Origin of the sequence: Parasegetibacter sp. NRK P23, assembly GCF_023721715.1 — a bacterium.
Classification (GTDB): domain Bacteria; phylum Bacteroidota; class Bacteroidia; order Chitinophagales; family Chitinophagaceae; genus Parasegetibacter.
The window spans coordinates 407,803-423,969 of the sequence record NZ_JAMDLG010000001.1 but is presented as its reverse complement, the minus strand read 5'-3'; the positions used below and the strand labels follow the sequence as shown (position 1 = coordinate 423,969).

General features: G+C 48.6%; 10 protein-coding genes. 8 read left to right on the top strand and 2 right to left on the bottom strand.

Going from position 1 to position 16,167, the window contains the following annotated elements:
* The first annotated feature begins 183 nt into the window (after positions 1–183).
* The 8 genes from M4J38_RS01610 to M4J38_RS01575 all read left to right on the top strand — a co-directional run bounded on the left by M4J38_RS01610 (position 184) and on the right by M4J38_RS01575 (position 11,732).
* Positions 184–792: an RNA polymerase sigma factor gene (locus M4J38_RS01610; protein WP_251757772.1), complete on the top strand. Its 609-nt coding sequence runs from the start codon at positions 184–186 to the stop codon at positions 790–792.
* Positions 793–869: 77 nt separating this feature from the next.
* The gene (locus M4J38_RS01605) at positions 870–2,111 is read left to right on the top strand and encodes a FecR family protein (protein WP_251757771.1); all 1,242 of its coding nucleotides are present in this window, start codon (positions 870–872) and stop codon (positions 2,109–2,111) included.
* 255 nt (positions 2,112–2,366) lie between these two features.
* Complete coding sequence (locus M4J38_RS01600) at positions 2,367–5,708, top strand: SusC/RagA family TonB-linked outer membrane protein (protein ID WP_251757770.1); 3,342 nt, start codon at positions 2,367–2,369, stop codon at positions 5,706–5,708.
* A 24-nt stretch (positions 5,709–5,732) separates the two neighbouring features.
* A complete protein-coding gene (locus tag M4J38_RS01595) occupies positions 5,733–7,220 on the top strand; it encodes a RagB/SusD family nutrient uptake outer membrane protein (RefSeq protein ID WP_251757769.1) in 1,488 nt (495 codons plus the stop codon).
* Positions 7,221–7,245: 25 nt separating this feature from the next.
* A complete protein-coding gene (locus M4J38_RS01590) occupies positions 7,246–8,064 on the top strand; it encodes a DUF4843 domain-containing protein (protein WP_251757768.1) in 819 nt (272 codons plus the stop codon).
* A gap of 18 nt (positions 8,065–8,082) precedes the next feature.
* Entirely contained in the window at positions 8,083–9,540 is a 1,458-nt protein-coding gene (locus M4J38_RS01585) for a PKD-like family lipoprotein (RefSeq protein ID WP_251757767.1), read from the top strand.
* A gap of 57 nt (positions 9,541–9,597) precedes the next feature.
* On the top strand, positions 9,598–10,737 hold the full coding sequence (locus M4J38_RS01580) for a TlpA disulfide reductase family protein (RefSeq protein WP_251757766.1): 1,140 nt from the start codon (positions 9,598–9,600) through the stop codon (positions 10,735–10,737).
* Positions 10,738–11,150: 413 nt separating this feature from the next.
* A complete protein-coding gene (locus tag M4J38_RS01575) occupies positions 11,151–11,732 on the top strand; it encodes a nitroreductase (protein WP_251757765.1) in 582 nt (193 codons plus the stop codon).
* Positions 11,733–11,888: 156 nt separating this feature from the next.
* Here the strand turns inward: M4J38_RS01575 and M4J38_RS01570 are convergent, their stop codons facing one another.
* Positions 11,889–15,062, bottom strand: coding sequence for an efflux RND transporter permease subunit (locus M4J38_RS01570; protein WP_251757764.1), 3,174 nt, complete (start codon positions 15,060–15,062; stop codon positions 11,889–11,891).
* 33 nt (positions 15,063–15,095) lie between these two features.
* Positions 15,096–16,163: an efflux RND transporter periplasmic adaptor subunit gene (locus M4J38_RS01565; RefSeq protein ID WP_251757763.1), complete on the bottom strand. Its 1,068-nt coding sequence runs from the start codon at positions 16,161–16,163 to the stop codon at positions 15,096–15,098.
* Between the last annotated feature and the right edge of the window lie 4 nt (positions 16,164–16,167).

Below are 16,167 nucleotides of genomic sequence, written 5' to 3'. Positions count from 1 at the left end.
CGAAGTATGAAGCAATCGCGTGAAATTTAATTGCTTCTTTGAAAGAAACAGTCTCTCGCAACGACACTACGACGCAACGTTGGAAAGAAAAAAGTTTGTATGGAAAAGCTCTTTTGTTTGCATTTTCATATTAAAGCAACCGGATTTCCACCGATTGGCTAATTTTACCCGTAAACCCTCATATTGCACAAACAACAGGCATATACGGAAGCTACATTGCTGCAACAACTGTCACAGGGAAGTGAGCAGGCTTTTGCCGAATTGTTCGCTTTGTACAAGCACAGGCTGTTTGGGTTCATGTATAAATTGACCGATTCCGCCGAATTGGCGGAAGATGTGGTACAGGAAGTGTTTTTAAAACTTTGGCAGAACAGGGCCGCTTTGTCTGGCGTGGAAAATGCGGGTGGTTATATTTTCCGGATGGCGCAGAACCAGGCTGTTACCGCGTTTCGTAAAATGGCAAGGGAAACGCTTGTACTGGCGGAACTGAAGGATACGGTGGCGAAGCCAATAGTAAATGCTGAAGATGCGCTGGCCGCGAGGGAACTGGAAACAAAAGTGCGGCAGGTGATTGAATCCCTTCCGCCGCAACAAAAGCTGGTGTATACCCTGAGCCGTGAACATGGGTTGAAATACGATGAGATCGCTGAAAAATTACAGATATCGCCCGGAACCGTTAAAAACCACATGATCCAGGCGCTCCGTACATTAAGAAGCGCATTGTTCAAAGACCCGGGGAATGCCGCGCTGCTGTTGTGTTTCCTGGCTGCCGGAACTTCGTTCGCAAAATAATTGTTATTTTTTTTGAGGATGACTATGCCTCTTCTTCCCGACGATCGTCTTGCTGTATGGTGCAACCATACCAACTTATGCCCGAAGAAAGAATTTATAGGCTCGCAACCCTGTTTTTCCAGGGAACCATCACGGAAGCGGAACATGCTGAACTGGCGGAGTGGATCTCCCGTTCGGAAAATGATGCCGCGCTAACGGCCGTATTGTCCCGTGCCTGGGACGAATACCAACCTGGTGCCGATGTAGTGGAGCTGGCCGCTGACCGACTTCGCCTGCCCGAAATCTTACATGAAAGTTATCCCTTGCAAAACGCTGGGGCAGGCGAAGACGATCAGGCGCCTGTTAAAAACGGGTTCTTCCGGAATTCGTGGTTACGTGTGGCCGCTGTACTCGTGCTGTTTGTTGGCGCGGCCGCCGCTTTTTTCTTCCTTTCCGAAAAAGAGGAGCCTTCGACTAAAATCGCATCCGTGGAAACACCTGTGATTGAACCCGGGGGCAACAAAGCGTTACTTACCCTTGCCGATGGCTCGGTGATTGTGCTGGATTCCGCCAGCAACGGCGACCTCGCCGCACAAGGTGGGGTGAAGATCGTAAAGCAGGATGGTGTGGTTACCTATATTTTTGAGCCCTCACAGGATCTTCCCGCAACTGAAAACCTGCTCAACACTATTTCCACGCCGAGAAAAGGCGAATATCATATTATTTTACCGGATGGCTCCAAAGCCTGGCTGAATGCGGAATCATCCATCACTTTCCCGGTGCAGTTCGCCGCAAATGAAAGAAAGGTGTCGGTTTCAGGAGAAGTTTATTTCGAAGTACGCCCCATCGCTTCCGCGAATGGGAAATTGCCGTTCCTTGTAGACATCAGAACATCCGGCGGAAAAAACGACGCGCAGGTGCAGGTGCTCGGCACGCATTTCAACATCAATGCCTACAATGATGAGGCTTTTGTAAGAACAACCCTTCTTGAGGGCAGCGTTGCCGTGGCCAGGGATGGAAAAAGCACGTTGCTTAAGCCAGGTCAACAGGCAAGGATAGCCGAAGGCGGAAAAGTGGACCTCCAAACAAATGTGGATACAGATGAAGTGATGGCCTGGCGCAAAGGGATGTTCTATTTCAGCAATGCGGATATCCGCACCGTGATGCGCCAGATCGCAAGGTGGTACGATGTGGATGTGGCCTTTGAAGGAAAACTGCCCGATGAAAGATTTGAAGGAACCATACCCCGGCAAACAACTTTGCAGGAGGTGGTGGAAATATTGAAACAGAGTAACCTGCATATAAAACTGGAAGACCGTAAGGCGACAGTATTGCCCTGATCCTATGGTGTTTGTATTTCTATTTATCAACCAAAACAACCAAACAACTGACATGCGCAACACAACACCAACCTGGTCCATTTGACCGCGCTCATAAAAAAAGCCGAAAGCGTTGCAGCGCTTCCGGCCAGAGATGGGCTTTGTACAGCTTCGCAACTGAATTTATTTACCCAACAAGTTAAAAGTATGATTTTTCCCATTCTTCGCAAACTTGTGTCCCAAACACAACAAGCGAGAACCAAAACCATCCTGGTTATGAAATGGACGGCCATTTTTTTATTGGCAGGCTGTTTACAGGTAGCTGCTTCGGGCAATGCGCAGCACATTCAGCTTAAATTCTCTAATGTTGCGCTGAAGACTGTCTTTAAAGACATCAGCAGGCAAACGGGGTATTCTTTCTTCTACAACGCCAAACTGCTCCAGGGTATGGAGAAGGTGGATGTGGACCTGAAGAACGCTACCCTGAAAGAAGCACTGGAAGCGGCTTTGAAGGACCTGCCACTTACATTTTCCATTGTGAACACTACCATAGTAGTAAAGCCTAAGCCAGGTGCTGATGTTGCCGTTACAATGGAGGATGCCGAAATACTTGTTGCAGGAAAGGTGCTGGATGAAACCGGTAAGCCACTGGAAGGTGCCAGCGTCTCTGTAAAGGGTTCCGATAAAGGGACTTCTTCTGCTTCCGACGGGGGCTTCTCCATTACAGTAGAAAAAGGCGCCGAAATAATTGTTACCTACCTCGGGTATGAGCCGTTCCGTTTTACCGCCAGAAAAGAGGGGGTGCAGGTGATCCGCATGAAACTTTCCCAACAGAAAGATACCATGCAGAACGTAGTCGTTACGGGCTACCAGAACATCCGGAAAGATAACTTTACAGGGACCGCTGTTACTGTTTCAGGAGAGGACCTTAAAATGGTGAACCCGCAGAATATGCTGCGCAGTTTGCAGGTGTTTGATCCTTCGTTCCGCGTAGCGGATAATCCGCTTCTTGGGTCTGATCCCAACAGGTTGCCCAATATTACGGTGCGCGGCTCTACAGCCTTGCCGGGTGGAAATACCGATATCATCAGCAGGAATAATCTTGCCGGAGCCGTAAACCTTCCCACCTTCATTTTGGATGGGTATGAAGTAAGTCTTCAGAAAATCTATGACCTCGATATCAACCGGGTACAGTCCATTACTTTGCTGAAAGATGCCGCCGCTACAGCGGTGTATGGCTCCAGAGCCGCGAACGGCGTGGTGGTGATTACCACTAAAGCACCCAAAGCAGGTGCTTTGCAGGTGAATTATAATTACGAACTGAACGTGACAACGCCCGACCTCACCCAATACAATATTCTGGATGCAGAACGTAAACTGGAATACGAAAGATTGGCAGGCGTGTACGATGCGATGAAAAACCAGACCCAGAGCCAGGATCAACTGGACGAATTGTACTATCACAAGAAAGCGCTTGTGGTGGGAGGTGTGAATACGTACTGGCTTTCACAACCCGTTAGAACCACCTTCGGGCAAAAACACTCCCTGTTTCTGGAAGGCGGTGACAAGGCCATCCGTTATGGACTTGAAATGCGCTACCAGACAATGCCAGGGGTGATGAAGGGGTCCACGCGTGACAGGATGAGCACCGGTCTTCATTTGTCGTACAACGTCAACTCTAAATTCCTGTTCAGGAACCAACTCACGGTAACGAACACTGTAGCTAAAGAATCTCCCTTTGGCAACTTCAGGAACTACGCCAGTATGAACCCGTATTATCCTAAAACGGATTCCCTTGGTCGTATCATCCAGGTGGTAGATGAATGGAGCCAGCGCACCAACGCACAGGGTGGCGTAACCATTGTGCCCGTTCTTAATCCGTTGTATGAATCCACACTTGGAAGCTTCGACAAATCCCAATACCTCGAGGTGATCAATGCCCTTACCGCTGAGTGGACGATAGTGCCTGGACTGAAAGCACGAGGTGTGGCCAGTATCAACAAAACCAAAAGCACAGGAGACAGGTTCACTTCTCCTTTCGCCAACGAATTTTACAATTACGGCACCGACAGGCTGGATGAAAGGGGCCGCTACAATTATACGTCCAACGATGAAACCAGCTTCGATGGTAACCTTACCTTAAATTACAACCAGCAGGTTGGGGAGCATTTTTTCAACGCCATGCTGGGTACCAATATGCGTACCTATCTTTCAAGGTACCGCTCCATTGAGGCGATCGGCTTCACCAACGACCGCTTTACCGATCTGGGCTTCGCTGCAGGATATGGTGAAAACGCAAAACCCTACAGCCGTTTGAATCGCGAGAGATTGGGTGGCGCGTTCTTCTCTCTTAACTATTCGCTCAGTAACAAATATCTGCTCGATTTTACATACCGCCAGGACGGTTCTTCCAAATTCGGAAGGAACAATAAAATAGCGCCTTTCGCCGCGATGGGGCTGGGCTGGAACCTGCACAGAGAAGATTTTATGGCCAACAGCGCTTTCAGCAGGCTTAAACTGCGTGTAAGCTCCGGTCTTACAGGCTCCGTTTCTTTTGATCCATACATGTCGCATCCGACCTATACTTACCTCACGGGAAACTGGTACTCTACCGGTATTGGCGCAGTGATCAACAATTACGGCAACAGCGACCTGAGCTGGCAGAAAACCAGAAACTATGACGCTGGCATGGAGATCGGATTCTGGCAGGATCGTATCCTGATCATGCCCAGGTATTATGAGAAAATAACAAGAGGATTACTCGCGGATATTTCCCTGCCACCCTCTTCTGGTTTTTCTTCTTACAAGGACAACGTGGGAGACATGAAGAACGTGGGGGTAGAACTTAGCGTACAGGCCAATGTGTTGCGTGGAAGAAACTACAACGTAACCCTGATGGCCAACATGGTGCGCAATAAGAACACCATCGTTAAAATATCCAACTCACTGAAAGCCTACAACGATAAAGTGGATGATGCGCAAAGCAACAACGAGAACAAGGGTGCCCCATTGCTCAGGTACCAGGAAGGACAGTCGCTAGATGCTATTTACGCTGTGCCATCTTTGGGTATTGACCCTGAACATGGTATGGAAATCTACGTTAAAAGAGATGGAACGCTTACCTATGAATGGAGTTCCAGGGACATTGTTCCGGTAGGAAACAGCGCACCCAAAGGGGAAGGTTTCTTCGGTGTAAACGGCGGATACAAACAATTTACGGTAAATCTGAATTTCTACACAAGGTTTGGCGGTGACCTGTACAACCAGACGCTGGTAGACAGGGTAGAGAACGCTGACCCGCGCTGGAACGTAGATGCAAGGGTGTTCGAAGACAAGTGGAAGCAGCGGGGCGACCATACCTTCTTTAAAAACATCGCAGACCTTGGAAATACCGAAGTGTCGTCAAGGTTTGTTCAAAGAGACAATGTGCTTGAAATGCAATCCATGTATCTTTCTTACGACGTAGCCAGAGAGAAACTCGCGCGTACCCCGGTAAAATCTTTCAGGGCTGCATTCACGATGAACGATGTTTGGAGATGGTCTTCCGTAAAACAGGAAAGAGGTATCGACTATCCCTATGCGAGAAGTTTTACGTTCTCCATCACCGCTGGATTTTAATTGTTCAACCTTCAATTCAATCTGATGAGATCGACTTTAATAAAATATACATGGCTCCTGATGTTGGCGTGCACACTGGGATCCTGCAAAAAATGGCTTGACCTTCAGCCGGAAACGGAAATATCAAAAGATGAACTTTTCAAAACGGAGGCCGGCTTTTTCGAAGCGCTGAATGGCGCTTATACAAAATGTACGGAAGAAGGACTGTATGGCCTGGAGCTTACCATGGGATTTCCTGAAGTGCTCGCGCAAAATTACACTGTGGAGCAGGGCAACGACCCGAAAGGATACCTGCAAACCGCGCAGTATAATTATAAGGATGGGAATTTTATCAACCGGAAAGACAATGCATGGCGCACTTTTTACAACGCCATCGTAAACTCGAATCTGATTATTTCAGAAATAGACGCAAAGAAAAACGTCTTCAATCCAGGTAATTATGAACTGGTGAAAGGAGAAGCTTTCGCTTTGCGCGCGTTCCTTCATTTTGACGTTTTTCGTTTGTTCGGTTCCAACCTGGCCGCTAAAAAAGTGGGCATCCCTTATGTAACGGCGTACTCCAACAAAGTTACGCCCACCGCTTCCGCGGATGAAGTGCTGAACAATATCGTGAAAGACCTGGAGCAGGCGAAAGTATTGCTCAAAGGTGTGGATTCCATTTTGTCGGCGACCTATAAAGTGGGTTATCCTGTAGCCGATGATTCCGCTACCGAAACATCTTCAAAATCACTTTTCCTGCAAAACAGAAGACACCGGCTCAATTACTACGCGGTATGCGGAGAACTGGCACGTGTTTACCTGTACAAAAACGACAAACAAAATGCCTTGCTGAACGCGGAGGAAGTGATCGCTTCCAAAAAGTTTCCCTGGGTGAAAACAGTTGACTTCATTTCCGTAAAGCCCGAAGAAAAGGATGTGATCCTTTACCCGGAACTGATCTTCATGTGGCCCGTACAAGAAAGAACTTCTGCGATCTTTAATTTCTTCCAGACCGGACCCGGAGGTATTCAACTCAAGGAAACTACTTATAAGAGTATTTATGAGTCGGGTTCCGTGGGCGCAGAAGACAACCGCTATAAACACTGGTTCTCTATTTTCGACCAGAATTTCATGCGGATCATGAAGTATGCCCGCAACCCCAATGGAGATGAAGACGATCAGTTTGCCAACAGGTATCCGCAGGTGGTGCCCGCCATCAGGCTGAGCGAAATGTACTACATCGCGGCGGAAGCGTCTTTTGAATCTAACCCCGCGAAAGCACTCGACTACTTCAATACCGTGCGTATGAACAGGGGAATAGGCACAAAACTTAATACGGCTTCTTACGCCACGTTCATGGATGAACTGGTAAAGGAGGCACGCAAAGAGTTTTATGCTGAAGGACAATTGTTTTACCTCTACAAACGCCTTAACAGGTCTATCGTAGGACAATTGGGCAACCAGATCGCGCCTTCTCCCGAAATATTCATTCTGCCCCTTCCTAACGATGAAATCGAATTCGGAGGACGGTAGTCTAACATCATTTAAATCAGGGAATATGAAAAAAATATTGCTCATCATACTAATAGCCACAGTGGTGGCCGCCGGATGTCAGAAAGCGGAAGAACTCAAATATTCCGGAAAGGATAACATCATGCTCGATTTTCAGGGATCCAGCAGAGACAGCATCATTCATACTTTCGCTTATACACCGGGTAAAGGAATCGATACTGTGTACATACCGGTAAGAATATCCGGATCCAGAACAGACTCTTCCGGAGCAGACAGGAAGTTTATCCTGCGTGCGGAAAAGGACTCTTCTACCGCGAAAGAGAACCTTCACTTCAAGCCGCTTGAACCCTATTACACCATAAAGAAAGGAACAGGATTCACGCAGGTGCCCATCATCATTTACAGTAAAGATCCGGAGCTAACCAATAAGTCTGTAACCCTTCATTTCAGGCTTTACGGCAACGAAGACTTCGATGTTAAACTGACCAAACTGGTGTACGGGAAGCTGGTTCTTTCCAACAAGCTCGAACGTCCGAATTGGTGGGGGATGTGGTTCGGGGCCTATTACTCCAGGATCAAACATGAATTTTTCCTTATTGTAACCGGCCTTACTGAACTTTCCACCGATGGCCTGGATGCGCCCAAGAATCTCTATTTCGAAAGTCTCGTGCGTGATTTTATGGCGGATCCTTTTAAATGGGTGAACAAAAATCCTTCGAAAGGATACGTGATTGAAAAAGATGGCGCAACTGAGAATTATGTATTCTACAGCAGTGCTAATCCTGAAAAAAAGATACCGTACAGGAAGAACCTGCAAACTGGTCTGTATTATTTTATTGATGAAGAAGGCAACGAAGTGAAGTAACCAAAACAACTGATTTGTATGAAAAAAATATGCGCTCTTGTATATGCATCAATGGTATGCCTGTTGTTTACAGTATTACCGGGGTGTTATAAAGACAAAGGAAATTACGATTACAATATGCCGGAGGAACCGGTAATTACGGGGTTGGATTCCGTTTACAACGTGTTGGTCGGCGATAGTCTGATTATCGCGCCGAAGATTGAAATAAAATCTGCCTCCAGTCTGAGTTATGAATGGCGCATTGGAACACCCGATCCAAAACTGGAGGATGTGGTGGACTCCGGCAGTGCCATGCGGGTGATTTTCGGACTTCAGGCAGAGAGGTATTATGGAAAACTTACCGTTATCAACAACGATAACGGGATGAAATATTTCAGATACTTCATTGTGTCTGGCCAAACCAATTTCTTTAAGGGAACCACGGTGCTGAGTGTTGAAAATGGTGAAACCCATGTTTCGTTTATTAAAATGGATGGCTCAGTGCAGGCGCGCTTATACGGTGCCGTTAACCCGAATACACCGTTGCCAACAGCGCCTACGCAACTGGTCGCGTTACCCGAAGCGTACAGGCCGGGTACAGTTAAAACCTATTGGGTGTTCGGTAAAAACGGGATAAACACCGGCGTGCGGATAGATGCCAATACTTTCCGTGCGAACCGTGTGCTGAAGGAACATTTTTTTGATGCGCCCGAAACGATAACCGCATCCAATATGTTCGCCTCCTCTTTCGGGGTATTGGTAGGTGTGGTGAATGATAAATTGATCGTGGGTGAGTCCCGGACCTGGGATCAGGCACCAATATTCGGGATGTTCCCACTGCCCGCACCCGGAGACTATACGCTTTCTTCAGAAATGATTTATACTGATGGGATACTTGATGGTTATTTCAGTTTCACCGGATTCGATAAAGTTAAAAAACAATTTGTGCGGCTCGGTATTCCCGGAGACGCCACTTACTATGGTACAGCGTATGATGTATTGGGAACCGCTTTCGATCCGAAAAACCTCGGCACCGATATTTTTAAGATGTTGAAAATAAGGGGCGGTATTGGTTATGCCTACAGCAAAACGGAAACCGGAACATTTGAATACAAGTTCAACGCCCAGTTTAATCCCGGAAATTCAGGAACACAGCAGATCACTTTCAACGCCATGAGAAAAAGGGCGTTTATGCGTCCGGAATTGATCAAACCCAATACATTATGGGCTGCCAATACTTCTGAAATAATCTTTTTCTCCTCGGGCGATCGTATTTACAGGTACAATCCGGAGAACGAAGATTTCAGAGAGCTGACAACCACTTTCAATGGAAAAGAAATTACCATGCTGAAGGTTTCCGGCGCTATCGGTGATACCCTGATCGTTGGCGTGGAAGGAAGTATTTATTACCTGAATGTAGGCGTTGGCGCAAATGGAGAACTGGTTAAAAAAACAGACGGTATTCCAGGGGCTCCTATCGATATTGCCACCCGCTGATAATATGTAACCCATTAACCCTGCGCTCCTTTATTTACTTACCAGCAAAAAATTAAAATGAAGCAACGTTTTTTATTAGTAGCGGCCATTCTCCCGGCTTTCGCCCTGGCGCAGCAAACGAATTTCTCCATCAGCGGAAAGATCGGTAAGCTGAATCCTCCCGCCAAAGTGTATATCGACTATTCCAGCATGGAAGGCGGTGGCGGAACCGATTCGGCCGATGTGGTGAACGGAACTTTTACCATCAAAGGAAAAGTTACCGGTTATGGATATGCGCGGATGGGCCTGGATCATGAGGGGAAAGGAAAACAGCATACCGTGTACATGGGCGATACGCATTACTTTTATTTCGGAGAAGGGGAAAACCTGAAGATCACCTCCAAAGATTCACTGCTGAACGCCAGCTACAAAGGTTCTAAAGTATACGATGCGTACATGGCCTACAACAAGTTTATCGGTGGCTCCATTATGGAACTCACCAAAGCCGTGAATGCCGCGTTCAATGCCGGTACCGAGGCGCAGAAAAAAGATTCTAATTTCCTCAAAATGGTGGACCAGCGGTTCCGTCAGAACCTGAGCAACAGGAACGAAAAACAAATCCTGTTCGCGGAGCAGAATCCTGGTTCCTATTTCAGTGTAGTGGCCCTCTCCGAAGCCGCGGGTGCCAAAATGGACGTGGCACGTATTGAACCGATCTTCAATGCGATCAAAGAGAAATGGCGCAATACCGATGCCGGGAAAGAACTGGTGCAGCGCATGGCCTCCGTTAGCTTAACGGCGGTGGGCTCCGAAGCGCCTGCCTTCACGCAGGCGAATGTGGAAGGAAAGCCCGTTGCCCTGAAAGATTTCAAAGGCAAATACGTGCTGGTGGAATTCTGGGCAAGCTGGTGCGGTCCCTGCCGGGCTGAGAACCCTAACCTGGTGAAACAATATGCGCAGTACAAAGAGAAGGGCTTCGAAATACTAAGCGTTTCCCTCGACAGTGAAAAAGACAAATGGGTGGACGCGATCCAGAAAGACGGGCTGCCCTGGACGCATGTGTCCGATCTGAAAGGCTGGAACAACGCGGTGGGTCGTTTATATGGTGTTCGTGGTGTTCCCGCCAGTTTTCTTGTTGGTCCCGATGGAAAGATCGTAGGGAAGGACCTTCGAGGTGAAAGTCTGAACAAGAAGCTGGAAGAAGTAATGGGCGAATAAATAAGTTTGTTTGGTGCTGTTAAACCTTGTCTTGTAAAGGTGGTATCCTGGTGGATGCCACCTTTTTTTGATGTATTGCTGAACGTCTGGCAGGTGTTTTAATCAATACTTACAAGGTGTTTTTCTTTTTTAGGATATTTCGGCGCTTAAAAACTGTTGAAGTTGTTGGCTGGAGAAGGTTTGAGGTTGGGGGAGGGACTGGTGGGGGGGAAGAACCGGTGCCACCGACGTTGTTTTCCGCCTGCCGGAACCGTGTTCTTCCCCTAATGTCACCCGTTAAAAAACGCTTACCCTGTTGCGACCCGCCTGGGTTATTTATTCAAATGAAAAGTTGCTCCCGCAGAAAGCATCCGTTCCCAATTTCCGCAACTGTTTTTTCCCCCTATCTTTGCCGCCGAAACAAAGAATTTGTGATGAACCAGTCTTTTACAACTTTTGAGCATATTGTCAGAAAGCGCCGTACCACCAAGCCGCCCATGATGAACGGGCAGAAAATCCCCGACGAGCAGGTGAAGGATCTCCTGAAACTGGCCAACTGGGCGCCAACCCATGGCAGAACCGAACCCTGGAGGTTTTATGTATATACCGGTGAATCAATGGCGAAATTCTGCCAGGAACATGCGGATATGTACAAGGCCAATACCCCGGAAGATAAATTCGTGGCCGCCACTTACGAGAACCTGCGCAATATGGGCAGCAAGGCTTCCCACCTGATTATCGCCATCATGAAACGCGGTAACCTGCCCAAAATTCCCGCATGGGAGGAGATGGCCGCCACCTCCGCCGCGGTAGAGCACATACTTCTTGGCGCCACCGCGCTGGGCATCGCTTCCTACTGGGGATCGGGTGGAATGATCACGCACCAGGTAATGAAAGATCATTACCAGTTGGGAGAAGAAGATATGGTACTGGGCGCGGTGTACCTCGGCTACGCCGATGTGGAGATGCCCGCTGTAAGAAATACCTGGATCGAAGAAAAAGCTGTTTGGTTGTAAACTGAAATACTTTCGGTTTCATTCAACAATAAGGCCCGCCTTCCAACGAAAGCGGGCCTTCCCATTCTTAAAACATAGCCATCCTAACCGAGCGAATCCGTTAAAACACGGTACCCGGTGGCACCGCTATAGCGGTGCCACCGGGTACCGTGAAAACTACACTACATGTATCGGTGTAAAACCGTCCTCACTGGCTGTGGGGACATAGTCTTCCACCATCAGCTCTTCAATAGATTTTTTGTTTTTTCTTTTGTTCGCCTTTTCGATCCAGTGGTCGAAGATGGCGTAGATCACTGGTACCACGATGAGTGTCAGGAACAACGAACTGATCAGTCCGCCGATGATCACCCAGGCGAGTCCGTTCTTCCATTCGGCACCGGGACCAGAGGCGATGGCGATGGGCAACATCCCGAACACCATGGCGATGGTGGTCATCAGGATGGGGCGCAAACGCGCGTGGTTGGCCTGTATCAGCGCCTGTTTGGTATTTTCTCCGGCTTTCTTCCGCTGGTTGGCGAAGTCTACGATCATGATCGCGTTCTTACAAACCAGTCCGATCAGCATGATGACGCCCAGGATGGTGAAGATGTTCAGCGAGTTGTTCGTTAAGCCCAGGGCCAGCAGTGCACCGATGAAGGAGAGCGGCACCGAGAAGAGTACCACGAATGGATACACGAAGCTGTCGTACAATGTTACCATTACGAGGTACACCAGCAGTATGGCGGCCAGCAGAGCGATACCGAGTGTGCCGAATCCTTCACTCTGGTTCTCCATATCACCGCTCCAAACATAGTTCACGCCCGTGGGTTTCCTGATCTTTTCAAAAGCGGTCTGCCATTCAGCCGCGATGGTTCCCGTTGGGCGACCAACTGTTTGTCCTTGTACGGTTACGGACGGACTTTTATCCCTTCTTTCCAACTGGCTCGGACCGGATGTTTCCACGATGTTGGCGAACTGTGCGAGCTTCACGGTCATGCCCGCGTCGTTCACGAATTCCAGGTTGCGCACGTCGTCAATATTGGAGCGGTTGAAGCTGTTGTAGCGGATATTGATATCGTATTCATATTCGCCTGCGCGGAACTTTCCATCCGTATTGCCATTGAAGGCGGTTTGCATGGTGGTACCCACTGTTTGCAGGTTCAGGCCCAGGCTCGCCATCTTATCCCGGTCCACCTGTACATTGATCTCGGGGTTACCCGATTCTACGGTGAGTTTGGTTTCTGTGGCGCCTTTTATCTTTTTCAGTTCTTCGTGTGCGGCGTTGGCGAATACCATGGCGCTATCCAGGTCGGAGGCGGTAACCACCAGCGCCAGCGGTGCCTGATCGGCGGTACCCAACATACCTACGGGCGTGGTTTTCACTTTCGCACCTACCAGTATGGGTTCCAGCTCGCGTTTTATTTTTGCCGCGTATACATAGGAGTCATCTGCACGCAATGCTTTGCTTACCAGTTTTACATCGATCTCTGATTTGTACGCTGTACTCTGTGTGGCGCCAAGCCCTTCACTGGTTTGGCCAACAGAAGTAATCAGGTCCACGATCTCGGGTTTCTTTCTTAAATATTCTTCCGCCTTTTGCGTCAACTGGTTGGTCTGTTCTATGGAAGCATCTTTGGGAAGTTCAAGCTGAACAAGGAATTCACCACGGTCACTCTTTGCGAAGAATTCACCGCCAATGTAGCCGCCACCCAGCATGTAAAGGGAGCTGAAGAAAAGCGCCACGATAATGGCGATGGTGATCCTTTTGTGGCCTAGGGACCATTTCAGGATGCCTGTGATCCAGTGGGTGAATTTATCCAGTTGTTTTTCGAAACCGAGAATGATTCTTCCGAAAATTGTTTTACCCGTAAGATGTTCCAGCTTACCGAAGCGGGAAGAGAGCAGGGGAACGATGGTGAAAGAAGAAAGCAATGAAAGCATAGTGGCGATGATCACCGTTACGCAGAACTGCTTGATGATATTGGAAACGAGGCCCGTACTCAAAGCGATGGGCAGGAACACCACCACGATTACGAGGGTGATCGCGGTAACCGTGAAGCCGATCTCTTTGGTGCCGTCCAGCGAAGCGCGTACACGGTTCTTGCCCATTTCCATGTGGCGGTAGATGTTCTCCAGTACCACGATGGCATCGTCCACAAGGATACCGACCACCAGTGAGAGACCCAGCAAACTCATCAGGTTCAGCGTATAACCGAACAGTGCCATCCCGATAAAGGTCGCGATCAGCGAAGCGGGAATAGAAACCATTACGATGACTGCGTTCCTGAAACTATGCAGGAAGAACAACATCACAACGGCCACCAGTACTACGGCGAGTAAGAGATCGTGTACTACCGAATCCGCGGCTTCGAGCGTGAAAACGGTACTGTCGTTGGCGATTTCCAGTTTCAATGCGTTGGAAGCATAATCTTTTTCGAGTACCGCGATCTGTTTTTGAATTTCTTCACTCACGGCCACAGCGTTCGCGTCCGATTGTTTGATGATCTGTATCGCAATGGAATTCTTCTGGTTCACCCTTGAAATCTTCTCCACTTCTTTCAACCCATCCTGCACATCGGCCACATCACCCAGGCGCACCTGGATGCCGTTCCTGGAACTGAGTACCAGGTTGCGTAGTTCATCCACGGATTTGTATTTGCCCGATAAACGGATCAGTATGCTCTGTTCTCTCGTTTGTACGTTACCGGTAGGGAAGTCGAGGTTGGAAGCCAGGATCATCTGTTGCACCAGAGGAACGGAGAGTCCGTAGCCTTTCAGCTTTTCCGCGTCCAGTTCCACCTGTATTTCCCTTTCCTGACCACCAATCAGGTTCACCTGCGCCACGCCGTTTACACGGGAGAGCACGGGACTTACTCTTTTATCGATCAGGTCGAAGAATTTGGATTCATCGAGGTTGGCGGAAGCTGCGAGTGTAACGATGGGCAGGTCGCTCAACGAGAACTTGGTGAGCGAGGGCGGATCCACATCATCGGGCAGGTCCTTTAATATCGCGTTGATCTTCCGTTGCGCATCGTTCAGCGCATAATCGGCGTCAGCATCGCTGTTGAGCTGAATGGTCACAAGCGACACGCTTTCCAGCGATTTGGATTCCAGTTTTTTAATGTTCTCCAATGACGCGACGGCGTCTTCAATTTTTTTGGTTACCGTGTTTTCCACTTCACTCGGAGAGGCCCCCGGATAAATGGTGGAAACGGTAATGGCGTTGGTGTCGAACTTTGGAATCAGTTCGTACCCAAGCGTGGAATAGGCGAGTAGGCCGCCCAGGGTCAGGATCGTAAACAAGACGATCACGATCGACGGGCGTTTGATGGAAATTTCAGCCAGTTTCATGTACTAGAATTTTATATGGAAAAATGTTCCTGCTTATTTGATCACGCTGATGGCGCTTCCATTGGCGAGGTTGATCTGGCCGCTGGTGACCACGAGGTCTCCTTCGTTTAACCCGGACACGATCTCTACTTTGTCGCCCAGTATTCTCCCAGCGGTTACTGTCTTCAGTAGGGCTTTGTTGTTTTCCACCACAAATACCTGGTTGCTGTTCACGCTCCCAACAAATGCAGTACGCGGAACAATGGTAATGGGTGCCTGGTTCGGGAAATCGAAGATGGCCGTGCCATACATACCTGCTTTCAACTGGTTGCCCGCGTTGTTGCTGATTTCTATTTCGATGGGAAAGTTGAGGGCGGCATCGGCTTTGGGCGCGATGAAACTGATCTTACCGGAAAATTCTTTGTCGGGGAAAACGCTGGCTTTCACTTTCACGGGTTTACCCACCTGCAGGTTGGCTACCTGGGCCTCGTTCACGGTAACGTTCAGTTTCAGTTTGGATACATTCACGATATCAAACAGTGGCGTACCGGGGGAAACCACGGAGCCTGGTTCAATATGACGTTTGTTGACGATCCCGGAAATCGTGGCTTTGATGTTCGCGTCTCCGAGATTGATTTTCGATTGCTGCAACTTAGCTTTTGCGTTAGAAAGATTCAGCAGCGCCTGGTCCAGTTGTTGTTGGGTCACACCACCTGTTTTGAACGCGTTTTCGTAACGTTCTTTATCGGTGAGTGCGTTCTGATAAGCAGCTTCAGCGCTTTGCACATCTACTGAAAGTTGGTCCACACGAATAGTGGCCAGTGTTTGCCCGGCTTGTACATAAGCGCCTTCTTTTACGAGTACGTTCACCACACGACCAGCTTTTTCAGCGGAGAAACTGAGTTCCTGGGAAGGAGCGAAGTTGCCGTTGGCGATCACATCGAGGTTGGGCAATTCTTTCGAAACGGTATCTACGCGTACAGCAATTGTGGCGTTGGTTTGGGCCACGACGGCGGTCTTTTCCTCAGCTTCTTTTTTGTTGTTAGAAAGTACAAAGGCGATAGCGCCGATAGAACCGATAATAAGCACGATCACGATAATGATCCTGAAAGCCTTGTTCATATAC

Excerpts from the sequence above, each read along its gene's own strand:
- M4J38_RS01605 (WP_251757771.1), top strand. The coding sequence starts at position 870 with ATGCCCGAAGAAAGAATTTATAGGCTCGCAACCCTGTTTTTCCAGGGA.
- M4J38_RS01600 (WP_251757770.1), top strand. The coding sequence starts at position 2,367 with ATGAAATGGACGGCCATTTTTTTATTGGCAGGCTGTTTACAGGTAGCT.
- M4J38_RS01595 (WP_251757769.1), top strand. The coding sequence starts at position 5,733 with ATGAGATCGACTTTAATAAAATATACATGGCTCCTGATGTTGGCGTGC.
- M4J38_RS01590 (WP_251757768.1), top strand. The coding sequence starts at position 7,246 with ATGAAAAAAATATTGCTCATCATACTAATAGCCACAGTGGTGGCCGCC.
- M4J38_RS01585 (WP_251757767.1), top strand. The coding sequence starts at position 8,083 with ATGAAAAAAATATGCGCTCTTGTATATGCATCAATGGTATGCCTGTTG.
- M4J38_RS01580 (WP_251757766.1), top strand. The coding sequence starts at position 9,598 with ATGAAGCAACGTTTTTTATTAGTAGCGGCCATTCTCCCGGCTTTCGCC.
- M4J38_RS01575 (WP_251757765.1), top strand. The coding sequence starts at position 11,151 with ATGAACCAGTCTTTTACAACTTTTGAGCATATTGTCAGAAAGCGCCGT.
- M4J38_RS01570 (WP_251757764.1), bottom strand. The coding sequence starts at position 15,062 with ATGAAACTGGCTGAAATTTCCATCAAACGCCCGTCGATCGTGATCGTC.
- M4J38_RS01565 (WP_251757763.1), bottom strand. The coding sequence starts at position 16,163 with ATGAACAAGGCTTTCAGGATCATTATCGTGATCGTGCTTATTATCGGT.